Genomic DNA, 24,592 nt, shown 5'->3' on the forward strand with positions numbered 1-24,592 from the left:
CCTGACCGTCTTCGCGAGGCGCCCGGACTTCAGGCCAGTCCGTTCATTCCTTGTCTGCGTGTTGCATACCAACGCGTCGAAGCGTGAATGGCCATCGCCAGCCAGCCCAGGGCGATCGTAGTGGTCGCCAGGGGTGCGAGCCCGAAGGGATCGAGCCCACCGGGGATCATGAGCAGTGGTGCCGGAATACAGAGCACCATCAGGACCCAGCGGCGCAACTTGGCAAAGGCGATCGCGGCGCCCGCGCAGGTTACGGCAAGCAATCCGAACTTCGTCCAGACGAACCAGGGAAGGAATGCTATTTCTCCGAGTACGTCGGCGCCGCTCAGGAAATCTCCCACCATCGAAAACATGATCGCGTTCTCGACTGCATCGGCCATTGCAGCGACAAGGCCGAGAACCCCGAAAATAAGCCAGCCCCGGTGCTGCAACTCCCGCGCCATGCAGGAGAAGAATGAGAAGATAAGCAGGCCGTAGGACACCATCAGGAGATAATCGATGGCATTGCCAGTATTCATCCCGCGCACCCGTGCCTCGCGCAGGGGATCACCTTGCTCGCCAAAAATATGGACCAAGTGACCGGGCCGGTCGGCGAACTCGAGCAGGAGCACTGGCCGGATATCACTGCCGTGAAGCGGGATAGCCAGTTCGGAGGGAAAATACTCCCTCATCACCAATAGGATGGCGATAGTCGCGAAGAAGAGGATGACCGTCAGGCGATGGCTTGCAAACCGTCCTGACATTGCGACCTGACCCTCCCAGAACTCAGCTTGGATTGCGCCGGGCCATGAAGGCGAGGCGTTCGAACATCATCACGTCCTGCTCGTTCTTCAGAAGCGCACCGTGCAGGGGCGGGATGGCGCTGTTCGGGTTGCTGTCTTGCAGCACTTCCAGCGGCATGTCCTCATTCAGCAGCAGCTTGAGCCAGTCGAGCAGCTCGCTCGTGCTCGGCTTCTTCTTGAGGCCGGGGACGTCGCGCAGCTCATAGAAGATTTCCATCGCCTTGGTGACGAGGTTCTTCTGGATGTCGGGGAAGTGCACTTCGATGATATCGCGCATCGTGTCGCGGTCGGGGAACTTTATGTAGTGGAAGAAGCAGCGGCGCAGGAAAGCGTCGGGCAGTTCCTTTTCATTGTTCGAGGTGATGACCACGATCGGGCGCTCTTTGGCCTCAATCCGCTCATGCGTCTCGTAGACATCGAAGCTCATGCGATCGAGTTCCTGCAACAGGTCGTTCGGAAACTCGATGTCGGCCTTGTCGATCTCGTCGATCAGGAGGACGGGAAGCTCGGGCGAGGTGAAGGCTTCCCACAGCTTGCCCTTCTTGATGTAATTCGAGATGTCGTGGACGCGCTCGTCACCGAGCTGGCCGTCGCGCAGGCGAGCCACCGCGTCATACTCGTAGAGACCCTGCTGCGCCTTCGTGGTCGACTTCACATTCCATTCGATCAGCGGCGCATCGATGGCCTTGGCGATTTCATGTGCGAGGACCGTCTTGCCGGTGCCAGGTTCGCCCTTCACCAGCAACGGACGGCGGAGCGTCACTGCTGCGTTGACTGCGACCTTGAGGTCGTCGGTCGCGATGTAGGAGCTGGTACCTTCGAAACGGGTGGGTTCGGACATGAGTTTTCCCTTGCAACTTTACGTGTGCGTTAGGGGGTGGACCGAATGAGGGCAAGACCTGCGTTGTGCAGCATGGCGGCCGACATTGTGAAAACTGCAGGAAGAGGCGGCTAATCCTCGCGGGTCATGGAGAAGTAACGCAGGACATCGATCCGGCGACCCATCATGTCCCCGGTGAAGTGGAGCAGGCCGAAGCCATGGTTCTCGCTGGGAAAATTGGTGATCACCTTCATGTTCATCGTGCCCATGCCATAGAGGTCGTAGGTGATGTCACCAATGAAGCCCGGCATGTCCTCCCAGTCGCAGGGAAGCTTCTCGGCAACATCGACTTCCTCGATCTTTCCATCGATCTTCATGTGGAAGTCGGTCGGCAGGTGTTCGGCAATTTCCTGTGGCTGCAGCTCCATCCGTTGCGGGCCCTGGTCGTTGATGCCCAGCATCACCAGCACACCGTCCCCGCCATACTCGAACTCGATGTCCTCCTCATCCTCGCCCGAAAGACCTATCTCGCGCGATCCTACCGTACCGCCTCCATCGCGGTTCACGGCTTCCCACTCTCCGGCCAAAGGCTGCGCGATGTCCTTTGCCAGCTTGTTGCAGAGGTCACCCGGGATGACGAACTCCTCATCCTTTTCCTCGGACACGGCAGCGGCGGGGGCCAGTGTGACCAAAGCGGCGATTGCAATACTCAGGCTGCGCATGATGCCAATCTCCCTGCAGGATCGTTGGGAGAATATCTCACAGAGCCGCAGGCCGCGCAAATCGCGCCGGTTCCATCTGGCGAGTGTAATCTGTAGCCCTATTCGAACGAAGTGCGGAAGCAGGACCATCCAGGAGCAACCAATGCCGACCGAGAATATCGCCATCCGTACCGACGCAGGTCATGAACTTACCGGCTCGCTCGAACTGCCGACAGGGCTGGTACGCGGGGCGGCGCTGTTCGCGCATTGCTTCACCTGTACGAAGAACAGCAAGGCCGCGGTGGCGGTGGCGCGAGCCCTGGCACGCGAGGGGATCGCGACGCTGCGTTTCGACTTTACCGGCCTTGGCGGGAGCGGCGGTGACTTCGGGCGGGCCGGTTTTGCTGCCGATGTGTCGGACCTTGTGTCGGCGGGCGAAGAACTGCTCGAGCGCTTCTCATCGCCGATTCTCCTCATCGGCCACAGCCTTGGCGGCGCGGCGGTACTGGCTGCGGCGGACGAGCTGGGTTTCGACAGGATCGCCGCGATCGCTACGATCGGCGCGCCTTCGGACGTGCCCCATGTCCTCCACAATATCGACGGTGATATCGAAGCGATCCGGAAGGAAGGGCAGGGCGAAGTCAGGATTGGCGGGCGTGAATTCACGCTCGGCCGCGAGTTCATCGAGAAGGTCGAGAACACCGACCTGCTCGCCGAGGTTGCACGGCTGAGGAAACCGCTGATGTTCCTCCACTCGCCGACCGACGCCGTGGTCGGCATCGCGCACGCCAGCGCGCTGTTCCAGGCGGCCAAGCACCCAAAGAGTTTTGTCAGCCTCGAGGGGGCGGACCACCTGCTGCTCCGCGAAGAAGACGCGCAATTCGTCGCTAGCGTGATCGCAGGCTGGGCGCATCGCTACCTGCCGCTGCGAGAAGATTGGCCCATGCCCGAAGAGGGGATCGTCGCCTGCACTGGTCATGGCAAATTCGGCACCGAGGTCCACACCACCTCGCACCGCTTCGTCGCAGACGAGCCCAAGAGTTATGGCGGGGATGACACCGGCCCGACGCCCTATGACCTGCTCAACGCAGCGCTCGGTACCTGCACGGCGATGACGATGAAGATGTATGCCGATCGCAAGGGCTGGCCGCTTGAGGGTGTTAGCGTCGAGGTCACGCATGTGCGCAACCACAAGGAAGAATGCGATCATGTCGAGGCGATGGAGGACGGCAAGCAGATGCAGGCGCTCAATCGCGTGATTTCGATCCGCGGTGATGACCTCGACGACGAGCAGCGCGCGAAGCTGATCGAGATAGCCGACAAGTGTCCGGTACACCGTACGCTCGAGGGCGAACTGCATGTTCACACCGAGGCGAGCCAATGATCATCATTACCGGATCAGCGGAAATCCCGGAGGAGAACCGCGAGGAAGCCTTCCGGCTCGGCTGCGAACACTCCGCCCGTTCGCGTGGCGAACCCGGTTGCCTCGCGCATAATTGCTATCAGGATCTGGAATCGCCGGGTCGGATGCACTTCTTCGAACAATGGGAAAGCGTTGAGGCGGTCAGGACGCATTTTGCCGTGCCTGAATCCGGCAATTTCATCAGGCAAGTCATGGCGCTGGCGTCGGCACCACCGGAGATCGCAATCTACTCAGCCGAAGCGGTCGACCTGCCCGCCGCTTAAGCGTCGATCATGTCGCGGTCCATATCGCCCGCGTTGTTCTGGATGAAGTTGAAGCGGTGCTCGGGGTTCTTGCCCATGAGCTCGTCGACCAGCCGCGCAACTCCTGCGCGGTCTTCGAATTCCTGAGGCAGCGTGATGCGCACGAGGCTGCGGGTTTCCGGGTCCATGGTGGTTTCGCGCAGCTGCGCCGGGTTCATTTCGCCGAGGCCCTTGAAGCGGCCTACGTCGACCTTTTTGCCCTTGAAGACCGTTTCCTCCAGCTCCTTGCGGTGCTCGTCGTCGCGGGCGTAGCGGCTCTCCTTGCCAGCGGTCAGGCGATAGAGCGGGGGTTGGGCGAGGTAGAGGTGCCCGCCGCGCACAATCTCGGGCATTTCCTGGAAGAAGAAGGTCATCAGCAGCGTCGCAATGTGTGCCCCGTCCACGTCCGCGTCGGTCATGATGATGATCCGGTCGTAGCGCAGATTTTCGGGGTCGCAGTCCTTGCGCGTCCCGCAGCCCATGGCGAGGCTGAGGTCGGCGATTTCGCTATTGGCGCGGATCTTGTCGGCGGTCGCGCTGGCGACGTTGAGGATCTTGCCGCGGATCGGCAGGATTGCCTGCGTCTTGCGGTTACGGGCCTGCTTGGCACTGCCGCCTGCCGAATCGCCTTCGACGATGAATAGCTCCGTCTCGCCATCGCCATCGCCCGAACAATCGGTCAGCTTGCCTGGGAGACGTAGCTTCTTGGCATTGGTCGCGGTCTTGCGCTTGATTTCGCGTTCCTGCTTGCGGCGCAGGCGTTCGTCCATCCGCTCCATGACCTGTCCCAGCAGCGCCTTGCCACGTTCCATATTGTCGGACAGGAAATGGTCGAAATGGTCGCGCACCGCATTCTCGACGAGGCGTGCCGCTTCGGGCGAGGTTAGGCGGTCCTTCGTCTGGCTCTGGAACTGCGGATCGCGGATGAAGACCGACAGCATGACCTCGGCGCCGACCATGATGTCGTCCGCCGTGAGGTCCTTGGCCTTCTTCGTGCCGGTAAGTTCGCCGAATGCGCGCAGCCCCTTGGTCAGTGCAGCGCGAACACCTTGTTCGTGCGTTCCCCCATCGGGCGTCGGCACGGTGTTACAATACCAGCTTGTCGATCCGTCGGAATAAAGCGGCCAGGCGATGGCCCATTCGACGCTGCCCTGCTTCAGGCCCTGATCGTTGTCGGGGAAGTCCTGCTTGCCCGCAAACGGCTGCGCCGTAACGCATTCGCGCCCGCCGAGTTGTTCGCTCAGGTGATCTGCAAGACCGCCTGGAAATTTGAAGACGGCTTCGGCAGGCACTTCCTCCGAGGCGAGGCTTTCCGCGCATTTCCAGCGGATCTCGACCCCGGCGAAGAGATAGGCCTTCGAACGGGCCAGCTTGAATAGCCGTTTGGGATTGAACTTGCGGTCGCCGAAAATCTCGGTGTCGGGGACGAACGTGACAGTCGTCCCGCGCCGGTTGGGTGCGGAGCCAATCTCCTCGATCCCACCCTTGGGCGCGCCCTTGGAAAATTCCTGCGCATAGAGCGTCTTGTCGCGCGCCACCTCGACGCGGGTATAATCGGACAGTGCATTGACGACGCTGACGCCCACGCCGTGGAGGCCCCCGCTGGTGGCATAGGCCTTGCCCGAGAACTTGCCGCCCGAATGGAGCGTGGTGAGGATGACTTCGAGCGTCGACTTGCCCGGATATTTCGGATGCTCATCGACTGGCATACCGCGACCGTTATCGGCGATGGTGATGCGGTTGCCTTCATCGAGGCGGACTTCGATCCGGCTCGCATGCCCGGCAACCGCCTCGTCCATCGAGTTGTCGAGCACTTCGGCGACAAGGTGGTGCAGCGCCCGATCGTCCGTGCCGCCGATATACATGCCCGGGCGGCGGCGCACGGGTTCGAGTCCCTCGAGGACTTCGATGGAAGAAGCATCATAGTCGCCGGAGGATGTCGGCGTGTTTTCGAACAGATCGTCGGACATGGCTTCAGGCTATATCGCGTGCCTTCGCCCCGGCAAGGAGGCGGAGAATGTTATCCGCCTGTCAGAAGCCGCGCGGAGCTGCAGAGACGGTTTCCACCGAAGCGTTGCCCACCTGGCGCACTTCGAATGCCCGCTCCACCACGCCGTTGCGCTGGAAGCGGAAGGGGCCATCCACACCGTCGAAACCGCCAGACTGGAACAGGATACTGGTTGGGAATGGACGTCCGACCTTCCAGTCGCGCGCGGCGCGCAAAGTCAGGAGGACCGCGTCATATCCCAGCGTGGCAACCCGATAGGGCTGCCCGCCGAAGCGTTCCTCATAGCTGCGCACGAATCCGCCGTAACGCGCATCGCTGACTGCCGAGAACAAGGCCCCACGAAGCGATGGCGAGCGCAGGACAGCTCCGTCGCCGCTCCAGCGTTCGGTGCCGAGGATTTGGAGGTCATCGAACTTGACCGCACCGGCCCCGCGAATGGAATTGCTGCCGCCATCCGCGATCAGGACCGTATCGAAGCCGCCGCGCTGCTTGAGGCGGCCTGCAGCGCTGACGACCGAGGTGTTGCTGGGCGTATAACGCTCGCTAGCAACCAGGGAGCCGCCGTGGCGCGTGAGTGCCGAACGCAGTGCAGCCTCAGCGCGATTGCCGTAATCGCCCTCGGGCGCAAGGATGGCGAATTCGCGCGAACCCTTGTCGCCCGCATATTCGACGCTGCGGGCGATCGACTGTTCGGGGATGTGGCCCATAACGAAGACGCCCGGTCCGGCAACGCTGGCATCATTCGAGAAACTGATGATCGGGACATTGGCCGAGCCCGCCTCTGCTCGGACCGACACGACATTGCTGCCCAGAAGCGGGCCGAGGATCAGCCGGTTGCCGTCCGCAATCGCCTTGCGCGCCGCAGCCTGCGGGCCCTGTGCGGTATCATAGGTGGTGATCCGCAGATTGTTCGCATTGGTGTCGAGTATTGCCATGGTCGTCGCATTGGCGATCGACTGGCCGACCTCGCCATTCTGGCCGGATAGCGGGACCAGCAAAGCGACGCGATGAAGCTTGTCATCCTGCGGGAGAGATGTCGAACTCGGCTCTGGCGTCGGAGTGCCGCTTGTGGGCGTCTCGGCACCCTTGGGAATGACCGCACAGCCCGAAAGCAGCACAGCGCCCGTCATCATCACCATGTTGCGCCGGTTCACAAATCCGCGTGTCATCTTGCCGCGTCCCTCATTCCTAGTTCATGGAAGGCACGTGAGCGAACCACTGCCTAGCCCTGACGAGGCCCTTACACCGGGACTCTACCTTGTCGCCACCCCTATCGGTAATCTTGGCGATATCACGATGCGCGCAGTCGATGTGTTGCGACGCTGCGACGGCGTGGCCTGCGAAGACACGCGCGTGACGGGCAAGCTGCTGAAGCATCTCGGTATCTCGAAACCGCTGTGGCGCTACGATGACCATAGCGAGCATCGCGACCGTTCCAGGCTGGTCGAATCGATGCGCGAACGGGCTGTGGCGCTCGTCAGCGATGCAGGAACGCCGATGATTTCGGACCCGGGCTACAGGCTGGTCAACGACTGCCGGCTCGAGGGAATTCCGGTGACCAGTATACCCGGCGCCTGCGCCGCTGTGGTCGGTCTCACGCTGTCAGGCCTCCCGAACGACCGCTTCCTGTTCGCCGGCTTCCTGCCTGCAAAAGACAAGGCGCGTCGCGAAGTGCTGGAAGAATTTGGGTCAATCGATACGACGCTGGTCTTCTACGAAACGGGTCCGCGACTGCTGAAATCACTGGCTGCCTTGCGAGAAGTGATGCCGGAACGCGAGATTGCCGTGGCCCGCGAACTGACCAAGCTGCATGAGGAATGTCGCCGCGGGCTGGGGGATGGGCTCATCGCCTATTACGAGGCCAATCCACCCAAGGGCGAAATCGTACTCCTCGTCGGTCCGCCCGAAGAGCAGGTCGCCAGCAATACTGATGCGGAGGCTATGTTGCGCGAGGCGATGGAGACGATGAAACCCTCGCAGGCTGCTGGCCATGTAGCCAAGGCCACGGGCCTCGACCGCAAGACGCTTTATGCGCGCGCGATGGAGTTCAAGGCTGAATGAAGCGCCAGCTGGCCGAGCGGCAAGGGCGATCGGGCGAGGCGCGGGCGGCACTCTGGCTACGCGCGAAGGGCTGGCGCGTCCTCGACCAGCGGGTGAAAACACCGGCAGGTGAAATCGATCTCGTGGCGAAACGTGGAAAGCTGGTGGCGTTCGTCGAGGTCAAGTGGCGCAAGGAGCGCAAGGACCTCGACCATGCTATCGACGAGCATCGCCTGGCGCGGGTTGCGGCTGCTGCGGAAGCGGTCGGGCATCGCTACGTCACCGAAGGCGAGGACATGCGGGTCGACGTGATCCTGCTTGCACCGGGCGCATTCCCTCGCCACATCGCCAATGCCTGGCAGCCATAAGGATTACCCATGAGCCTACGCGTAGCCGTCCAGATGGACCCGCTGGAGAGCATCAAGATCGCAGGCGACAGTTCGTTCGCGCTGATGCTGTCAGCCCAATCGCGCGGTCACGAGGTGTGGCATTACGACGTCAAAACGCTGGCGTGGCAGAGTGATGGCACTCCGGCAGGCAGGATCACGGCCCATGCCGCGCCGGTAACGGTGCAGCGCGTCGAAGGCGATCATTTCACCGCTGGTGAACGCCGGCGGATCGACCTTGCGAAGGATATCGACGTTGTCCTGATGCGGCAGGACCCGCCGTTCCATCTCGGCTATATCAGCTCCGCGCTGCTGCTAGACCGGCTCAAGGGCACGACACTGGTGATCAACGACCCTCGAGAGGTCGTGAATGCGCCTGAAAAAATGTTCGTGCTCGATTATGCGCGGTTCATGCCGCCGACCATGATCGCGCGGCATCTCGATGACCTTCGTGCCTTCCAGCAAGAACATGGATCGGTCGTCGTGAAGCCCCTCCACGGTAATGGCGGAAAGGCCATCTTCCGGCTCGATGCAGAGGGTACAAACCTGTCGGCGCTAAGCGAGGTCTTCGATCTCACATGGCCAGAACCGCACATGCTTCAGCCCTTCCTCCCCGAAGTGAGCGAAGGCGACAAGCGCATAGTCCTTGTCGATGGAGAATATGCCGGTGCAATCAATCGCTTCCCCGGTGAAGGTGAGTTCCGTTCGAACCTCGCTCAGGGCGGCCACGCCGAAGCGACCGACCTCACCGACCGCGAGCAGGAGATCTGCAAGGCGATGGGCCCCGAGCTCAAGAAGCGTGGCCTCGTCTTCGTCGGGATCGACGTGATCGGCGGCAAATGGCTTACCGAGATCAACGTGACATCGCCCACCGGCATCGTTGCGATCGACAAGTTCAACGGCACCGACACGCCGGGCCTGATCTGGGATGCGATCGAGCGGCGTCACGCAACGATGTGATCAGTCCTTCTCGCGCGGGTGGGCGCTGCGATAGGTTTCGAGCAAGCTCGCCGCGTCGACTTTGGTGTAAATCTGTGTTGAGCCGAGGCTGGCGTGGCCGAGCAGTTCCTGAAGGCTCCGCAAATCCGCGCCCGCGCCCAGCAGATGTGTCGCAAAGCTGTGGCGCAATGCGTGGGGCGTCGCGGTATCGGGCAGGCCCAGCGCCTTGCGGGCTCGCGCGGTGGCTTTCTGGACGACGCCTTGGGAGAGCGGCCCTCCCTTGATGCCCCGAAAGAGCGGCGCTTCCGGTTCGATAGGCCAAGGGCAATGCCTCACGTACTCGCTTACCGCCTCGCGGATCAGCGGTACGAGCGGCACCACGCGCTGTTTGTTTCCTTTGCCGGTTACAGTCAGCGTCTCGCCGAGTGGAAGGGCGCTCCCCTTGAGCGCAAGTGCCTCGGAAATACGCAATCCGGCACCGTAGAGCAGCAGAAGCACGGCCCGATCGCGCGCGCCGACCCATTCGTCGGCCGCCAGATCGTCGACCGTCTTGGCCAGCGCGATGGCGTCATCGGGCGTGACCGGTCGTGGCAGGCCCTTCTTCAGCCGTGGCCCGCGAAGGCGCGGCGGCTCTGTGACTTCATGGCCCGCCTGCGCCCTTGCAAAGCTGATGAAGGCCTTGAGAGCGCTGAGTTCGCGCGCCGCCGAGGCGTTGGACAAGCCATCGCTGCGCCGTGAAGCGAGATGGGTGCGCAGTTTACCGGAGGACAGGGTGGCGATTGCCTCGAAAGTACCAAGGTCGAGCCGGGTCAACAGTCGCTCGGCGGCCTTGTGATAGGCGCGCACTGTATGCGGCGAGCGGCGCAATCCGAGGGCGAGGTGATCGTGCCATGCGCCGAGGATTTCCTGGCGGCTCACTGCGCCACCAGTTCTTCAGGGACCAGCTCGCCAAGCAGGGCGTCGAGCAGGGGCATGCCCGCATCGGTGACGGCAAGGTGGTCATCCTCCCGCGCGATAAGTCCCAGATCGCTGTAGAGTGCCAGTTTCTCAGAGTTCACCAGTCCTTCGCGAGGGATCGAGAAGCGTCGGGACAGATCGGCAAGGTCGATCCCCTCGGTCAATCGCAGCCCCATAAGCAGCGCCTCTGAAGCCTGTTCGCGTATGCCAAGACGCCGCTGCTCGGACATGCCGCTTCCGTGCCGTTCGACCGCGGCGAGGAAGTTCTCCGGCTTCTTGTGCCGCAAGGTAGCGATCCCGGCCCGGCGGCCGTGCGCGCCCGGACCGATGCCGTGATAGTCGCGGTAGCGCCAGTAGGTGAGGTTGTGTCTGCTTTCCTCGCCTGGCCTCGCGTGGTTGCTGATCTCGTATGCCGGCAAACCAGCCTTCGCGGTCATTTCGCGGGTGAGGGCGAAGAGATCGGCAGCAGGGTCGTCGTCCAGCGGGTCGAACACGCCGCGCCGCACATCGGTGGCAAAGCGCGTCGTGGGTTCGATGGTGAGCTGGTAGAGCGACATATGCGAAGTGCCGAGTTCCAGCGCTTCAGACAGTTCCTGGTGCCATTGCTCCGGCGTTTGCTCCGGTCGGGCATAGATCAAGTCGATGGAAACGCGGCTGAAATGGCGGTTTGCGGTCTCGATCGCTGCCAGAGCCTCTTCGACCCCGTGCAGCCGACCGAGAAAATGCAACGCCTCGTCCCGCAAACTCTGCACGCCGAGCGATACGCGGTTGATCCCGGCGCTGGCAAGGTCGGCGAAATTGGCTGCCTCCACCGAGCTTGGATTGCCCTCCAATGTGATCTCGATGTCGGGTGCAAAGCCCCACAAGCGCTCGGCCTCGCGCAGGAGTGACGCCACGAGCTTTGGCGGCATGAGGGAGGGAGTTCCCCCGCCAAAAAAGATACTTATCAGCGGTTCGTGAGAAACGGTCGCATCATACTCCGCGCGCATATCGGCAAGCAGGGCGGCTTCCCACGCAGCCATATCGGTACGTTCGCGTACATGGCTGTTGAAGTCGCAATAGGGGCACTTCGCGAGGCAGAACGGCCAGTGGATGTAGAGCGATTGCGCCAAGTTGCATTTCACCGGAAATTAAGCGAGGCAACCGTCAATAAGTCGCCATGAACGGGTCGAAAATCATCCTCGCGGCCGTCGCCGCAGCATCCGCGCTCTCTGCCACGGGGCTCACTGTCGCCGCAAGTGCGCAGGAGAGAGTTGCATACAACCCTGCACCGCAGCGTGCCATGTATGAAAACCGGATGAGCGACCGGCTCGCGGTTCGCATGCTGGCCGCGCACAATCGCGAACGCCAGCGACTTGGCCTGCCGAAACTCAAATGGAACCGCGCGCTGGAGCGTGAGGCAAGGGATTGGGGTCACGTCCTCGCACGCAAGGGCCGCCTCCAGCATGCCGATCAGCGCGTGCGGAACGGTACAGGCGAGAATCTGTGGATGGGCACGCGCGGACAGTGGGACGTGCTGGTCGGGATCGAGCTGATGCTCGATGAGCGGCGCCTCTATCGCCACGACAACTTCCCCAGGATCTCGCGCACTGGCCAGTGGAAGGACGTGGCGCATTACTCGCAAATTGTCTGGCGCGACACGCAGGAGGTCGGCTGTTCGGTGGTCAACGACCACGGGTGGGATGTGCTTGTGTGCCGCTATTGGCCCGCCGGCAATGTCTGGGGCGAGAGGGCCTACTGATCCCGCATCATCGGGCGCAATCCTTGATGGTTAATTTCAACTTTCCTTAACGTTCCGGGTCCAGCTTGAAGCCATGAAACGGCGCCACATATTCTCACTCCTGCTATCGACCGCGCTTATCGCAAGCTGCGGTACAGAGGATGGCTCTTCAGGTCCTTCGACAGGGGGCGGGTCGGGCAGCGGCACTCCTGCGCCGAGCCCGACACCCAGTCCGTCTCCTTCGCCAAGCCCGTCCCCGTCGCCAACGCCCACTCCCACGCCGCCGAGCACGGGCGACGCGCGGCAGGATTCGATGCTATCGGTCATGCTCGCCACGCATAACGAGGCGCGGGCCGAAGTTGGCGTACCCGACCTCGTCCTCGACAACGACCTCAACCGCCAGGCACTGGCCTATGCCGAGGAAATGGCCCGCACCGGCATGTTCCAGCACAGCAAGGGCAGCGACCGGCCCGGGCAAGGCGAGAACCTGTGGGCCGGCACCGCCTCGGCGTTCCCCTATGAACGCATGTCGGGCGCATGGATCGACGAGAAACGGTTCTTTATCGATGCCGAATTCCCGAACGTCAGCACCACCGGTAACTGGCAGGATGTCGGGCATTACACCCAGATCGTGTGGCGCGACACGACGCGGTTCGGTTGCGGGATTGCGACTGGACTGGGCCGTGATTGGCTGGTGTGTCGCTATTCGCCTCCAGGCAATGTCCTCGGGCGGCGCGTCTTCTAGCGATCAGCTGCCGAACTGCTCGGCAACCAGCTTGGCAAAGGCATCGGCGCGGTGGCTGATCGCGTGCTTCTCCTCGGGCGCGATCTCGGCGAAGGTTTGCTCACGGCCCTTGGGGACGAAGACCGGGTCGTAGCCGAAACCCAGCTCGCCGCGGGGCGGCCAGGTGAGTGTGCCGGGCGCCGTCCCCTCGTAAACGGCCTGCTCGCCATCGGGCCATGCGAGCGCGAGGACACAGTGGAAGGCGCAGCTGCGATCGACATCGGCGCCCTTCTGCTGGAGCATCCCTTCGACCTTGCCCATCGCCATATACCAATCGCGGCCAGGCTCACCCTCGAAATGTTGTCGCTCTGCCCAGTCGGCTGTGTAGACACCGGGACGGCCGTCCAGCGCATCGACTGACAAGCCGCTGTCATCGGCGAGGGCCGGGAGGCCAGAAGCCTCCGCCGCAGCCCGCGCCTTGATCAGCGCATTCTGGACGAAAGTCGTCCCGGTTTCCGGCGGTTCGGGCAGGCCAAGCGAGCCGGCGGAAATGCACTTGACCCCATAGGGATCGAGAAGCGCGGAAATTTCCTTGAGCTTGCCCGCATTATGCGTGGCGATCACGAGGCTGCCCGAACCGAGACGGCGTGTCATTTGCGAGGCCTTCCTTTTCTTGGCAACCCGTACGTGGATAATCGCGCCTTGGCGAAATCGATGACGAGTGGATCAACCTGCGACTTGGGAATCAGGTAAGCCTGCATGCTATTGGGGTGCATCAGAAAGACGTTCTCATCCTCATCCCACATGTAGAGATCAGCCCATTTGGCGCGCGCGCTTCCTGACTCTTGAGAGACTGAAAATCCCTCTTCGTCCAAGAGGTACTCCTGCCTTTCTCCAAGGCTGGCGGTTTGGGAATATATCTTCCGAGATCTTCTTGGAAGGGTCAGGTAGGTTAAGCCAAACACAAGTCCCAACATTAGAATCATCAGCGTTAGGAAACTTGCGATCTCGAACGCACTTGCCCCACTGGTCAAGAGGAGCACGACTAACAATGAGGACCCGACGAGCCCGGCCACGATGCAGGTTCGCAGCGATTGTCGATTTAGGCTCATCCTGCGCCACATCTGGAGATGCTCCTCCTCTGTGATCGAAATCTCGGCGACTATTGGCGCATTGGTCAACGCGTTGCCTCGTCCTGCGCGCGGAAGATGTCGGCGCAGCCCATTTGGGCGAGGCGCAGGAGGCGCAGGAAAGCTTCCTCGTCATAGGGCGCGCCTTCGGCGGTGGCCTGGGCCTCGGCGATCTTGCCGCCTTCGATCAGCACGAAGTTCGCATCCGCATCGGCATTGCTGTCCTCGGGATAATCGAGGTCGAGGACCGGCGTGCCATTGTAGATGCCGCAGGACACGGCTGCGACCTTGGCGGTGATTGGATCCTCGACGATGTCGCCCGACTTCATCAACTCGTTGACGGCAAGGCGCAGCGCGACCCATGCACCCGAAATCGAGGCCGTGCGAGTGCCGCCATCGGCCTGGATAACGTCGCAATCGAGCGTGATCTGCCGCTCACCGAGCTTTTTGTGATCGACCACGGCGCGCAAACTCCGTCCGATAAGGCGCTGGATCTCCTGTGTCCGTCCGCTCTGCTTGCCCTTAGCCGCTTCGCGCTGGCCGCGCGTGTGCGTGGCGCGGGGGAGCATCGAATACTCGCCCGTCACCCAGCCTTCGCCCTTGCCGCGCAGCCACGGCGGAATGCGTTCTTCGACGGAGGCCGTGCACAGTACCTTGGTCTCGCCGAAGCTGATCAGGCAGCTGCCCTCGGCGTGCTTGGTGTAACCGGTCTCGATGGTGATGGCGCGCATTTCGTCGGGCGCGCGTCCTGAAGGTCGCATGTTTTCTCCAATGCAGTCGAATCTCTGGCGAGCGGGTTAGGCCCAAGGCACTTGAGGCCGCAAGGGGAGTGGTTAGATAGGGCACATGAATTCTCCGCCGCTCACCGATTTGTCAGACCGCGCCCGAGAGATTTTCCGGCTCGTTGTCGAAGGCTACCTCGAGAGCGGCACACCGGTTGGCTCGAAAGCGCTTGCGGGAGAGGGTGGGGTGAACCTGTCGCCCGCCTCGATCCGCTCGGTCCTCGCCGAGCTCGAACAGCGGGGCTTGCTGGCGGCGCCGCACACAAGCGCGGGCCGGATGCCGACCGATAGCGGCTTGAGACTGTTCGTCGATGCCATGATGCAGGTGGCGGAGCCCACCGCAGCCGAACGTGCGGCAATCGAGCAGCGCCTCGCCGAACCGGGACCGATCGAGCGCGCGCTTGAACGGACGAGCGCGCTCCTGTCCGATCTCTCGGGTGCCGCGGGCATGGTCATGGTTCCCCGCCGCGAACCGCGTCTGGCGCAGGTGAGCCTCACCGCGCTTGATGCGAACCGCGTGCTGGCGGTCCTCGTTGGCGAGGACGGACAGGTCGAAAACCGCATCGTGGCGCTCCCGGCGGAGGCCCTGGGGACGTCGCTTGAGCAGGCGAGCAATTTCCTCACCGCCAAGGCTGCTGGCCGCACACTGGCAGAGGCGGCGCAACTGGTGGCGCACGAGATCAGCAGCGGTCGCAGTGCCCTGGACGAGGCAAGCCGCGACCTTGTCGAGCGCGGTATTGCGACCTGGACCGAGGATGCTTCGAACCGCCCGGTGCTGATTGTGCGCGGGCAGGCGAACTTGCTCGACGAAGGTGCGCTTTCCGACATCGAGCGCGTACGCTCACTCCTCGATGACCTCGAAAACAAGCAGTCGGTAGCAAGTCTCCTCGAAAGTGCGCGCGAGGCCGAGGCAATGCGCATTTTCATCGGCAGCGAGAATCGCCTGTTCTCGCTTTCCGGGTCTTCGGTGATCGCCGCGCCCTATCGCGACAGTGAGGGAAAGGTGGTCGGAGTGCTGGGTGTGATCGGTCCGACGCGGTTGAATTACGCGCGGGTCGTCCCCATGGTGGATTTCACGGCCCGATCATTGGGCAAGAGAATAGGCTGACAGGGTTTCCAGGTGAACGACGAGAACACGAAAGAACCGCAGGACAAGGCGGTCGACGAAGAAGTAGCGCGCGAGATGGAAGGCGTGCCGGAGCACCTGCGCGAAGGTGCGGGTGATGAAGAAGCAGCGGACGAGGCGCTCGAGGATGCGCTCGCCAGCCTGCGCGGTGATCTCGAGGCGGCGAAGCAGGACGTGCTTTATGCGCGCGCCGAAACGCAGAATGTGCGCCGCCGGATGGAGAAGGACGTTCAGGACGCGCGCAACTATGCCGCTACCGGCTTTGCCCGCGATATCCTGAGCGTGGCCGACAATCTTGCCCGCGCCCTCGATGCGATTCCCTCGGATCAGCGCGAAGACGACAAGCTCAAGGGCTTCATTGCCGGGATCGAAGCCACCCAGCGCGAGCTGGAGAAGGTCTTCAACCAGAACGGCATCACGCGCATCGCCGCCAAGGGCATGCCGCTCGACCCGAACCAGCACCAGGCCATGATGGAAATCCCGACCGACGACGCGGAGCCGGGTACGATCGTGCAGGAAATGCAAGCAGGGTACATGCTGAAGGACCGCCTCCTGCGCCCCGCCATGGTGGGCGTGGCAAAGAAGCCGGATTGATACCCAACCCTATTTCATGCAGTTTTTTGGCTTCCTCGTCTTCGCGATTGCCATAGCTGTAGTTTGGTATCTGGCGAGGTTGGGTCAGTCACATTCAGCAATGGCTGCTGATCGTCCCGACATCCCCTATCGCGCGTTCACTACAGAGTTCGACCTGGAAATCAGAGCAGAGGAGCTTCCCGATCTTCTCCTCGCAGATGGAGAAGTGGACGTATTGCCACGCGGCAAGGGTCCAACGGAATTTGAGGGGCGCCTCCGAGAAATGCAATCGGCGCACGCTGCGGCAGTTGCTTGTCTTGAGGAGGTTTCTCCGCCGTTGCCTATTAATACATTTGTCTTGCTCGACATGTCTGGATCTATGGCCGAGCGGATGCCCCGCTTGGTTGGCGAACTGAAAGCTCTCCATGAATGGAGCGTAAATCGCGGATTTCCTTTGGCCATTGGTGGATTCACGACCAGAGGCTGGCGTGGGGGGCTAGCTCGAGAGAAATGGATAAATAGTGGAAGGCCTGACTATCCGGGACGGCTATGTGCACTGCTCCACTTGAACATCGCGGAGTCTGGAGTGAGCGCGCATGATGACGCATGGCACGCGATCATACGCGCTGACGCATTACGTGAGAACATTGACGGCGAAGCCATTAGGTGGGCCGCAAGGAAGTATCCAAAGGGCAACTCGGCGCACACCATTCTAATTGTCGTCTCAGACGGAGCCCCAGTCGACGACAGCACTTTGATGCAGAACGGCCCCAACTATCTATGGCGTGATCTCGAGGCCGCGATTTGCGAGATTGAGGGCCGCACTGACATCTCACTAAAGGCAATCGGAATCGACCACCGAATCGACGACCTGTACGAGGATTCGACGTTCATATCCGATGAGGATGAGTTGGTTGCTGCTCTGTTGCACGCTTTCAACTCGCAGAATGCATGAACGCTTTGTTCGGTGTGACCTTTCGCAGATCACACCGAAGCAAACCTAATCAGACGACCTGCGCGCGGTTTTCGTCGCGGTGCTTCTTCAGGTACTTCATGAAGGGCGTGCCGCCGGTACCGACATCGGGGTCGTTGCCCGCGATCGAACCCGCCTGCTTGTTGATATAGCTCGCCGCGTATTCGAGGTGCCGCGTGCGGAAGCGGGCCGATTGTTCGAGGCAGGCGTTGAAGGCGTCCTTCAATTCCTGATTGTCACTGGCAGACACGAAATCGCGCAGCGTCGATTGCCTCGCGAGATCCTCGATAAAGCGGCGATGCTCGACCGGGCGGTACTGGTGCAGCTCGTCGAGGAACTGGCGCAGCGGATCGTCGCTATGGCCGACCTGGAAGAGCGCATCCATTGCCGGGACGATCGATGACTGCGATCCGGTCTGGCCGCGGAAAGCCTGTGGCTTGCCGTCGAACTTGTCGATACCTTCGTAAACGAGCCCGCCACCTTCGAGTGCAGGATTGTTGGCCCAGCCATGGATGTAGGGCCGCACGCGGTGGAAGTAGATGTAGGGATCGCACTGTTCGGGCATGCGCGCGAAATGCTCGTAGATGCGCTCCCACGCATCGTCCATTTCCCTGAGCAGGCGAATTGCTTCCGCCTCATCGCCATCTCTGGCGATGGTCACCAGCCGGGTGGCATTGTCGAGGAGCACGCCTGCCTCAGCTTCGATCGCGACATGGACCAGCACGAACCAGTTCTCATCCGCGCCGCCGAGGAAATTCTGGTGCATGACGATGTTGTCGAGCGTGATTGGGCCCGATTTGTCGAGGCGATACCAGTTGTCGAGCACATAACCCGAATAAGGCAGGAGCGGGGCCTGACCGAGCCGGTCGGCCAGCGCGCACATCGGGCGGCTGAGGTTCGCTGGCAGGTGCTTTGGCGGAAGCGGTTCGCCCCAGACATAGGCCTGCACGAGGAAGGAATAATGCACCATCGCGGTGCGGACTTCTTCTTCAGGGGCGGTCTTCGCCCATTCCCCGATTTGAGGATCGGGCAGGGCGTCGAGCCAGTGGCGCACACGGCCGGACGTCAGCAGGTCGGTTAGGATTGCTCCGGCTTCCACGATCGGCGTGAAGCGTTCGGGAAGGGTAATTTCGTCAATTTCGTAATGCGAAAGGTAGCCGCGCTCGCGGCTCATACCGTAGTCTTTAAGCTCCATTGTGATGACTCATCGCCGGGCGCGGGTTGGGCCGCCCGGTCAACGCGTGCATTCGTATCCATTGAAACCGGTTTGCTCAAGCCGGAGCGGTGGATAACCCATTCCGTAACGTCAATCGAGCAGGCGCGCCATCTGCAGATTGCAACGCTCGTAAGGCGTCGGCCAAAGTTCCCCGCATTCCAAGCTGCGGAATCCCTTGCGTTCGTAAAGCCGTGTGGCGGCCCCGAGCCGGTCATTGGTTTCGAGCCAGATGGCATCGAATCCCTGCTGCCGCGCTGCATCGAAGAGGAAGTCGAGAACTGCAGAGGCAACGCCGCGTCCCTGCGCGGAGGGATCGGTCGCCATCTTGACCAGTTCGAGCCATTTGCGTCCGTCTTCGGGAACATGATGCGGCGGAACCAGCGCACCGCAACCCACGATACTCCCGTCGAGTTCCGCGATTGCAATGGTGCCGCCGGGATCGAGAATTGTCGCTCGCGGATCGTCGAGCTGCTTGCTGTCGCTTTCCTCGACGCCGAAATGTTCCCTGATCCAACGCAGGTTGAGCTCGCGGAACTTCGCGGCATCTCCTGGCGCGAAATGGCGGATCGATACGGTCATCGGGATGCTCCGGGGAAGTTCACCAGCAGATCATAGGCAGCGGCATTCTCGACACCCGCGAGCTTCACCCCGTTGCGGAGCCAGAAGGCGTGTTTCACGATCTCGGCCTGCTGCTCGATCCCGTAACGCGTCAGAGACCAGCCGGGCTTGAGCGCATAGTCGTAACGGGCCCACGGCATGCGATGGGTAACCAGGTACCACGCACCCTTGGTTTGTGTCTGCCAGACATGCACCAGCTCGTGGATCAGCAGGCCCTGCCGGATAACGCTCTCCTTCGAAAAATCCTCGCAATAGGCGTCACCCTTGGGGTGGAAATGCACATGGCCGCGCGGGGCCATGGTGATCCGGCGGGGCTGGAAAGGAAACCACTTGCGCCGTCGGATAGTCACACGATCATAGTCGATCGCGTCGCCGAAGACAGTGCGGGCCAGCGCGATCTCGCCCGGGGTGAGGGGACGTTCGCCGCCAACCGGACAGCTGGACGGAACCGGCTCCTCATGGCTATCGACCCCGAGCGTGTCGCGCAGATCGTTCAGCGATCATCCCCCGCGGCGCGAGCCGAGGCTTCGAAGGTGTGGCGCTTGCCGCCCGCGACGATGAGAGTGACCTTGGTCGTATCTCCGGCTGCAAAGCCCTCGGCCAGCTCGAAAGCCATCACATGCTTGCCGCCCGGCGCAAAGGTTTCTTTCCCACCAGCTTCGACAAGGATCGGCGGCGCTTCGCCCATGACCATCTGGCCGTCATATTCCATGCTGTCATGCACCTCTGCCCGCGCAGCCTTTTCCACCTCGGCGCTGCGGAAAGCGAGGTTGCGGTCAGAATTGTTGGCAAGCTCGAAATAGATGGCGGCGGGATTGCCAGCCACCGGCGGCAGGACAAGCCGCGCATCGGAAATCTCGAGCCCTTCGATCGTCTCGGCACCAGCTTCTGCGGCAGGCTCGTCTGCAGAACCACCACCACATGCAGCCAGCCCCAGCGAGGCTCCGGCGAGCAGGAGTGCGGCATAAATCGGCTTCTTCATTGCGAATTTTCCCTCTCGTGACAGGCCGAAAAAACTAGCGCGGTGCATCCCTTGTGCCAAGGAAAAGCGCTCCTATATCGCCCCTGTAATACACCGTTTTATCGAGCTGCCGACCGGTTTCGCCAATTACGGGAAACCAGCTGAGCAGCGTCCAACGACCTGTAAGAGATGGGGAAACCATGAGCAAAGTAATCGGTATCGACCTTGGCACCACCAACAGCTGTGTCGCCGTGATGGATGGCGGCAAGCCCAAGGTCATCGAGAATTCCGAAGGCGCGCGTACCACGCCCTCGATCGTTGCCTTCACCAAGGACAACGAGCGCCTGATCGGCCAGCCGGCAAAGCGCCAGGCGGTCACCAACCCCGACAATACGCTGTTCGCGATCAAGCGCCTTATCGGCCGCCGCTTCGACGATCCGATGACCAAGAAGGACATGGACCTCGTCCCCTATGACATCGTCAAGGGCAAGAATGGCGATGCATGGGTCGAAGCCGGTGGCGAGGAATACAGCCCCAGCCAGATTTCGGCCTTCATCCTCCAGAAGATGAAGGAAACCGCTGAGAGCTATCTTGGCGAGAACGTCACCCAGGCGGTCATCACCGTTCCGGCATACTTCAACGACGCGCAGCGCCAGGCGACCAAGGACGCCGGCCAGATCGCCGGTCTCGAAGTCCTGCGCATCATCAACGAGCCGACTGCCGCCGCACTCGCCTATGGCCTCGACAAGCAGGATGGCAAGACCATCGCGGTTTACGACCTCGGTGGCGGCACCTTCGACATCTCGATCCTCGAGATCGGCGACGGCGTGTTCGAAGTGAAGTCGACCAATGGCGACACCTTCCTCGGCGGTGAAGACTTCGACAGCGCAATCGTCGAATGGCTGGCCGACCAGTTCAAGAAGAGGGAAAACATGGACCTGCGGACCGACAAGCTCGCTCTGCAGCGCCTCAAGGAAGCCGCGGAGAAGGCGAAGATCGAGCTGAGCTCTGCGCAGACCACGGAAGTGAACCTGCCCTTCATCACCGCGCGTATGGAAGGTGGTTCCTCCACACCGCTGCACCTTGTCGAAACGATCAGCCGTTCGGACCTCGAAAAGATGGTCGGCGACCTGATCAAGCGCACGCTTGAGCCTTGCAAGAAGGCGCTGGCCGACGCCGGCGTCTCGAAGGACGAGATCGACGAAGTGATCATGGTCGGCGGTATGACCCGCATGCCCAAGGTTCGCGAGACGGTCGAGGAATTCTTCGGTTCGAAGCCGCACACCGGCGTGAACCCCGATGAAGTCGTGGCCATGGGTGCTGCCATCCAGGCCGGCGTCCTGCAGGGCGACGTCAAGGACGTGCTGCTGCTCGACGTGACCCCGCTTTCGCTGGGTATCGAAACGCTTGGCGGCATCATGACCAAGATGATCGATCGCAACACGACGATCCCGACCAAGAAGAGCCAGACCTACTCGACTGCCGAAGACAACCAGCAGGCGGTGACGATCCGCGTGTTCCAGGGCGAGCGCGAGATGGCTCAGGACAACAAGCTGCTCGGCCAGTTCGACCTGGTCGGTATCCCGCCCGCACCGCGCGGCGTGCCGCAGATCGAAGTCACTTTCGACATCGACGCCAACGGCATCGTCAACGTGTCGGCCAAGGACAAGGGCACTGGCAAGGAACAGCAGATCCGCATCCAGGCCTCGGGTGGTCTGTCGGACGCCGACATCGACCAGATGGTGCAGGACGCGGAGAAGTTCGCCGACGAGGACAAGAAGCGCCGCGAAGGTGCTGAGGCCCGCAACCAGGCCGACAGCCTCGTCCACGCGACCGAGAAGCAGCTCGAAGAGCATGGCGACAAGATCGACGCTTCGCTGAAGAGCGAAGTGGAAGAGAAGGTTGCAGCGCTCAAGACCGCGCTCGAAGGCGACGATGCCGCTGGCATCAATGCCAAGGCTCAGGACCTGTCGCAGAGCGCGATGAAGATGGGCCAGTCGATCTATGAGCAGGAGCAGGCCAAGGCTGCTTCGGACGCACCGGAAGGCGGCGACGCCGGTTCGGATGCTCAGGAGGAAGAGGTGGTCGACGCCGAATTCTCCGAAGTCGACGAAGACGCGAAGAACTGAGACGCCTGATGAAACCAACGCCCCCACCGGTGCCGATGCGCTCCGGTGGGGGTTAGGTTTTGGGACGGGGACCCCATGTCAGCCACTGAAATCGATTTCTACGAACTGCTCGGCGTGAGCCGTGACGCCGATGGTGCGACGATCAAGAGCGCCTATCGCAAGCTCGCGATGAAGCACCACCCGGACAAAAATCCGGGCTGCACCGACAGTGAAGCCAAGTTCAAGGCGATCAGCGTGGCCTATGATTGCCTCAAGGACCCGCAGAAGCGCGCGGCCTATGACCAGTATGGCCATGCCGCGTTTCAGAACGGCGGCCCCGGCGGCGCGCATGGGAATGCCGATTTCGGTGACATCGGCGACATCTTCGAGACCATCTTCGGTTCCGCCTTCGGTGGCGGTGGACGGTCTCGCCCCCGTCGCGGCGCGGACCTGCGCTACGACATGCAAATCGGGCTCGAGGATGCCTTCCACGGCAAATCGACCGAGATCGAGATCGAGGTCAGCAAGGCCTGCGACACCTGCCATGGTTCGGGCGCACAGCCCGGTACGCGGGCGCGGACCTGTAATTTGTGCGGCGGACAGGGCAATGTGCGGGCGAAGCAGGGCTTCTTCGTGGTCGAAAGGCCATGCCCCAACTGTCACGGCGCAGGCGAGGTTATCACCTCACCCTGCCGCGATTGCCGCGGGGAAGGGCGGGTCGACGTCCCTCAGAAGCTTGAAGTCGATATCCCGCCCGGCGTCGATACCGGCACACGCATCCGCCTGTCGGGCAAGGGCGAGGCTGGGCCGCGCGGCGCACCTGCGGGCGATCTCTACATCTTCGTCCACGTGCAACCGCACGAGATTTTCCAGCGCGAAGGCACAACGCTCGCCACGCGCGTTCCGATCAGCTTCACCAAGGCGGCGCTCGGCGGATCGATCGAGATCCCCGGCATTGATGGCGAGGAGCTGACGCTCGAGATCCCCGCCGGCATCCAGTCAGGCAAGCAGCTGCGCCAGCGCGGCGCCGGCATGCCTGTCCTTCAGGGACGCGGTCGCGGCGACATGGTGGTCGAGATCGCAGTCGAGACGCCGACCAAGCTCAGCAAGGAACAGCGCGCAATTCTCGAACAATTCCGGGAGACCGAAACCGGTGACGAATGCCCGCAGAGCAAGGGCTTCTTCGATAAGATCAAGGACGCTTTCGGGGCTTAGTGGCCGAGATCGCCGCGTATCCCGATCTCGGGGTCGTGGATGCCGGTCATCATGTCGTCGACGACGCCGGACGTTTCGTAGGCACGCTCCTGAATGGCCGACACGGCGAACTCGCGAGCGACCGGCGTCACAATTCTCAACGCCGCGACCTGCCGCCTGTCCGGGGCCTCATCGGATACGGGCGCAAGGCAGTCAGTCTCCAGCGAGACATGAGTCTCGGCTTCGGGCTTCACAGTCACATGGCAGATGATTTCCTGGTCCGTGTTCATGCGTTGGATCACGACCTCGACTTTGTCGGCACCAAGCCGCTCGCCGGAAATACGCAGGCCACCAAGCCCCGTCCCGAACACATCATCGCTCTGCCCATCAAGGGCTGCTAGCGCCTCCGACTGCGAAGCTTCAACAAGCACAGTGTTGAGTTGGTCGGGTTCGAAGGAGAGGGCGGCATAGGCAAGGAGACCGATGCCACCTAGCGCCCATACCGGGAGACTATCCACCTACTCGGCTCCCCAGCCGGCATCCTGCAGTTCCATCTGGCTTGCTGCCTCGGACATCATTGCCTCCGCGTCCTCGTCGGTATCGTAGACACCGGCCTGCGCGCGGTCGTAGTTTTCGAGCGCTTCTTTCGTGTTCGCATCGAGGTTCTTGTGCATTACCCCGGCCTGTTTGAGGACCACAGCGCCATAGTTGAACGGCCTGCCTGACAGGTGGGCGTCGACGAACTCCATGACCGAAGCTTCATCGAGTTCCTCCATGGTCCTCGATTGAGACGATGACCCCGCACCACGATTGCAGTCTGCCTGCACCTTCGTGCTGCTGTCGTCGACAGCGGTGAACTTGAGCAGACAACTGCGCGAGTATTCTCCGCCATTTGATGAAGACAGCGACAGGCGAACGCTATCGTTCACAATGCCATTGCCGCTGATGGTCTGTGTGGCACCTGTCGGGTTCGGCTTGTAGGAAATGGTTGCGCTTCCCAGTTCGGCGCGAAGCTGAGCCGGAGTCATGGAGTATACCCCGGGTTCTTCTCCGCAAGACGCGAGCAGGATGCTCGTCAGCAATACGGGCGCAAATCCCTTTAATACTTTCATCGTCAGATCTCTCACAGT

General features: G+C 61.9%; 29 protein-coding genes. 12 read left to right on the forward strand and 17 right to left on the reverse strand.

Annotated elements, in window-relative coordinates; translation table 11 throughout:
- Nucleotides 1-29 precede the first annotated feature (29 nt).
- The 3 genes from K3146_RS03845 to K3146_RS03855 form a co-directional block, all read right to left on the reverse strand.
- The gene (locus tag K3146_RS03845; RefSeq protein ID WP_221544854.1) at nucleotides 30-743 is read right to left on the reverse strand and encodes a hypothetical protein; all 714 of its coding nucleotides are present in this window, start codon (nucleotides 741-743) and stop codon (nucleotides 30-32) included.
- 22 nt (nucleotides 744-765) lie between these two features.
- Nucleotides 766-1,623, reverse strand: a complete 858-nt coding sequence (locus tag K3146_RS03850) for an AAA family ATPase (RefSeq protein ID WP_221544855.1) — start codon at nucleotides 1,621-1,623, stop codon at nucleotides 766-768.
- Between the two features lie 110 nt (nucleotides 1,624-1,733).
- Entirely contained in the window at nucleotides 1,734-2,324 is a 591-nt protein-coding gene (locus tag K3146_RS03855; RefSeq protein WP_221544856.1) for a hypothetical protein, read from the reverse strand.
- A gap of 142 nt (nucleotides 2,325-2,466) precedes the next feature.
- Between K3146_RS03855 and K3146_RS03860 the strand changes: the two genes are divergently transcribed.
- Both K3146_RS03860 and K3146_RS03865 read left to right on the forward strand, forming a co-directional pair.
- Nucleotides 2,467-3,687 (forward strand): bifunctional alpha/beta hydrolase/OsmC family protein, encoded by a 1,221-nt coding sequence (locus K3146_RS03860; protein WP_221544857.1) that lies wholly within the window; start codon nucleotides 2,467-2,469, stop codon nucleotides 3,685-3,687.
- Nucleotides 3,684-3,989 carry a putative quinol monooxygenase gene (locus K3146_RS03865; RefSeq protein WP_221544858.1) on the forward strand — a complete coding sequence of 102 codons (306 nt, stop codon included), beginning with the start codon at nucleotides 3,684-3,686 and terminating at the stop codon, nucleotides 3,987-3,989. The genes K3146_RS03860 and K3146_RS03865 overlap by 4 nt, the downstream gene beginning before the upstream one ends.
- Here K3146_RS03865 and parE read toward each other — a convergent pair.
- On the reverse strand, nucleotides 3,986-5,977 hold the full coding sequence (gene parE, locus K3146_RS03870) for a DNA topoisomerase IV subunit B (protein ID WP_221544859.1): 1,992 nt from the start codon (nucleotides 5,975-5,977) through the stop codon (nucleotides 3,986-3,988). The two genes, K3146_RS03865 and parE, sit on opposite strands and share 4 nt — an antisense overlap.
- Before the next feature lie 61 nt (nucleotides 5,978-6,038).
- Entirely contained in the window at nucleotides 6,039-7,184 is a 1,146-nt protein-coding gene (locus K3146_RS03875) for a penicillin-binding protein activator (protein ID WP_247711000.1), read from the reverse strand.
- Between the two features lie 37 nt (nucleotides 7,185-7,221).
- On the opposite strand from K3146_RS03875, the gene rsmI reads away from it, so the two are divergent.
- The 3 genes from rsmI to gshB are packed head-to-tail and all read left to right on the forward strand — an operon-like array spanning nucleotide 7,222 to nucleotide 9,401.
- Nucleotides 7,222-8,076, forward strand: a complete 855-nt coding sequence (rsmI, locus tag K3146_RS03880; protein ID WP_345723668.1) for a 16S rRNA (cytidine(1402)-2'-O)-methyltransferase — start codon at nucleotides 7,222-7,224, stop codon at nucleotides 8,074-8,076.
- Nucleotides 8,073-8,423, forward strand: a complete 351-nt coding sequence (locus K3146_RS03885; protein WP_221544860.1) for a YraN family protein — start codon at nucleotides 8,073-8,075, stop codon at nucleotides 8,421-8,423. The genes rsmI and K3146_RS03885 overlap by 4 nt, the downstream gene beginning before the upstream one ends.
- Before the next feature lie 9 nt (nucleotides 8,424-8,432).
- On the forward strand, nucleotides 8,433-9,401 hold the full coding sequence (gshB, locus tag K3146_RS03890) for a glutathione synthase (RefSeq protein ID WP_221544861.1): 969 nt from the start codon (nucleotides 8,433-8,435) through the stop codon (nucleotides 9,399-9,401).
- On the opposite strand, the gene K3146_RS03895 is transcribed toward gshB, so the two are convergent.
- Together K3146_RS03895 and hemW are read right to left on the reverse strand one after the other, a co-directional pair.
- Nucleotides 9,402-10,298 (reverse strand): tyrosine recombinase XerC, encoded by an 897-nt coding sequence (locus K3146_RS03895; RefSeq protein WP_221544862.1) that lies wholly within the window; start codon nucleotides 10,296-10,298, stop codon nucleotides 9,402-9,404.
- Nucleotides 10,295-11,449 carry a radical SAM family heme chaperone HemW gene (hemW, locus tag K3146_RS03900; RefSeq protein WP_221544863.1) on the reverse strand — a complete coding sequence of 385 codons (1,155 nt, stop codon included), beginning with the start codon at nucleotides 11,447-11,449 and terminating at the stop codon, nucleotides 10,295-10,297. The genes K3146_RS03895 and hemW overlap by 4 nt, the downstream gene beginning before the upstream one ends.
- Before the next feature lie 47 nt (nucleotides 11,450-11,496).
- Here hemW and K3146_RS03905 point away from each other — a divergent pair, with 47 nt between their 5' ends.
- Nucleotides 11,497-12,078, forward strand: a complete 582-nt coding sequence (locus K3146_RS03905; RefSeq protein WP_221544864.1) for a CAP domain-containing protein — start codon at nucleotides 11,497-11,499, stop codon at nucleotides 12,076-12,078.
- Between the two features lie 36 nt (nucleotides 12,079-12,114).
- On the opposite strand, the gene K3146_RS03910 is transcribed toward K3146_RS03905, so the two are convergent.
- Nucleotides 12,115-12,384 (reverse strand): hypothetical protein, encoded by a 270-nt coding sequence (locus K3146_RS03910; RefSeq protein ID WP_221544865.1) that lies wholly within the window; start codon nucleotides 12,382-12,384, stop codon nucleotides 12,115-12,117.
- Between K3146_RS03910 and K3146_RS03915 the strand changes: the two genes are divergently transcribed.
- Nucleotides 12,371-12,802, forward strand: a complete 432-nt coding sequence (locus K3146_RS03915) for a CAP family protein (protein ID WP_221544866.1) — start codon at nucleotides 12,371-12,373, stop codon at nucleotides 12,800-12,802. The genes K3146_RS03910 and K3146_RS03915 overlap by 14 nt on opposite strands.
- Nucleotides 12,803-12,805: 3 nt before the next feature.
- Here K3146_RS03915 and rdgB read toward each other — a convergent pair whose 3' ends face one another.
- The 3 genes from rdgB to rph all read right to left on the reverse strand — a co-directional run bounded on the left by rdgB (nucleotide 12,806) and on the right by rph (nucleotide 14,672).
- A complete protein-coding gene (gene rdgB, locus K3146_RS03920; protein WP_221544867.1) occupies nucleotides 12,806-13,435 on the reverse strand; it encodes an RdgB/HAM1 family non-canonical purine NTP pyrophosphatase in 630 nt (209 codons plus the stop codon).
- A complete protein-coding gene (locus tag K3146_RS03925) occupies nucleotides 13,432-13,656 on the reverse strand; it encodes a YcxB family protein (protein ID WP_221544868.1) in 225 nt (74 codons plus the stop codon). Before K3146_RS03925 ends, rdgB begins: the two co-directional genes overlap by 4 nt.
- Nucleotides 13,657-13,958: 302 nt before the next feature.
- Nucleotides 13,959-14,672, reverse strand: coding sequence for a ribonuclease PH (rph, locus tag K3146_RS03930; protein ID WP_221544869.1), 714 nt, complete (start codon nucleotides 14,670-14,672; stop codon nucleotides 13,959-13,961).
- An 85-nt stretch (nucleotides 14,673-14,757) separates the two neighbouring features.
- On the opposite strand from rph, the gene hrcA reads away from it, so the two are divergent.
- From hrcA to K3146_RS03945, 3 genes are read left to right on the forward strand one after another with little or no spacing between them, the layout of a single operon-like run.
- Nucleotides 14,758-15,801, forward strand: a complete 1,044-nt coding sequence (gene hrcA, locus K3146_RS03935; RefSeq protein WP_221544870.1) for a heat-inducible transcriptional repressor HrcA — start codon at nucleotides 14,758-14,760, stop codon at nucleotides 15,799-15,801.
- A gap of 12 nt (nucleotides 15,802-15,813) precedes the next feature.
- On the forward strand, nucleotides 15,814-16,413 hold the full coding sequence (grpE, locus tag K3146_RS03940) for a nucleotide exchange factor GrpE (RefSeq protein WP_221544871.1): 600 nt from the start codon (nucleotides 15,814-15,816) through the stop codon (nucleotides 16,411-16,413).
- 16 nt (nucleotides 16,414-16,429) lie between these two features.
- Nucleotides 16,430-17,347, forward strand: coding sequence for a cobaltochelatase CobT-related protein (locus tag K3146_RS03945; protein WP_221544872.1), 918 nt, complete (start codon nucleotides 16,430-16,432; stop codon nucleotides 17,345-17,347).
- Nucleotides 17,348-17,396: 49 nt separating this feature from the next.
- On the opposite strand, the gene K3146_RS03950 is transcribed toward K3146_RS03945, so the two are convergent.
- From K3146_RS03950 to K3146_RS03965, 4 genes are all read right to left on the reverse strand, one after another.
- A complete protein-coding gene (locus tag K3146_RS03950) occupies nucleotides 17,397-18,560 on the reverse strand; it encodes a PrnB family protein (protein ID WP_221544873.1) in 1,164 nt (387 codons plus the stop codon).
- A gap of 111 nt (nucleotides 18,561-18,671) precedes the next feature.
- Nucleotides 18,672-19,160, reverse strand: coding sequence for a GNAT family N-acetyltransferase (locus tag K3146_RS03955; RefSeq protein ID WP_221544874.1), 489 nt, complete (start codon nucleotides 19,158-19,160; stop codon nucleotides 18,672-18,674).
- Nucleotides 19,157-19,597 carry a vgr related protein gene (locus tag K3146_RS03960; protein WP_425594592.1) on the reverse strand — a complete coding sequence of 147 codons (441 nt, stop codon included), beginning with the start codon at nucleotides 19,595-19,597 and terminating at the stop codon, nucleotides 19,157-19,159. Before K3146_RS03960 ends, K3146_RS03955 begins: the two co-directional genes overlap by 4 nt.
- Nucleotides 19,598-19,692: 95 nt before the next feature.
- Nucleotides 19,693-20,181: a copper chaperone PCu(A)C gene (locus K3146_RS03965; protein ID WP_221544875.1), complete on the reverse strand. Its 489-nt coding sequence runs from the start codon at nucleotides 20,179-20,181 to the stop codon at nucleotides 19,693-19,695.
- A 179-nt stretch (nucleotides 20,182-20,360) separates the two neighbouring features.
- Between K3146_RS03965 and dnaK the strand changes: the two genes are divergently transcribed.
- Together dnaK and dnaJ are read left to right on the forward strand one after the other, a co-directional pair.
- Nucleotides 20,361-22,289 (forward strand): molecular chaperone DnaK, encoded by a 1,929-nt coding sequence (gene dnaK / locus K3146_RS03970; protein ID WP_221544876.1) that lies wholly within the window; start codon nucleotides 20,361-20,363, stop codon nucleotides 22,287-22,289.
- A 75-nt stretch (nucleotides 22,290-22,364) separates the two neighbouring features.
- Nucleotides 22,365-23,483: a molecular chaperone DnaJ gene (gene dnaJ, locus K3146_RS03975; protein WP_221544877.1), complete on the forward strand. Its 1,119-nt coding sequence runs from the start codon at nucleotides 22,365-22,367 to the stop codon at nucleotides 23,481-23,483.
- Here the strand turns inward: dnaJ and K3146_RS03980 are convergent.
- Nucleotides 23,480-23,980 (reverse strand): hypothetical protein, encoded by a 501-nt coding sequence (locus K3146_RS03980; protein WP_221544878.1) that lies wholly within the window; start codon nucleotides 23,978-23,980, stop codon nucleotides 23,480-23,482. The two genes, dnaJ and K3146_RS03980, sit on opposite strands and share 4 nt — an antisense overlap.
- Nucleotides 23,981-24,574, reverse strand: coding sequence for a hypothetical protein (locus K3146_RS03985; protein ID WP_221544879.1), 594 nt, complete (start codon nucleotides 24,572-24,574; stop codon nucleotides 23,981-23,983).
- Nucleotides 24,575-24,592: the final 18 nt, after the last annotated feature.

The sequence above is a fragment of the Qipengyuania vesicularis genome (assembly GCF_019711415.1).
In the GTDB taxonomy this organism is placed as follows: Bacteria; Pseudomonadota; Alphaproteobacteria; order Sphingomonadales; family Sphingomonadaceae; genus Qipengyuania; species Qipengyuania vesicularis.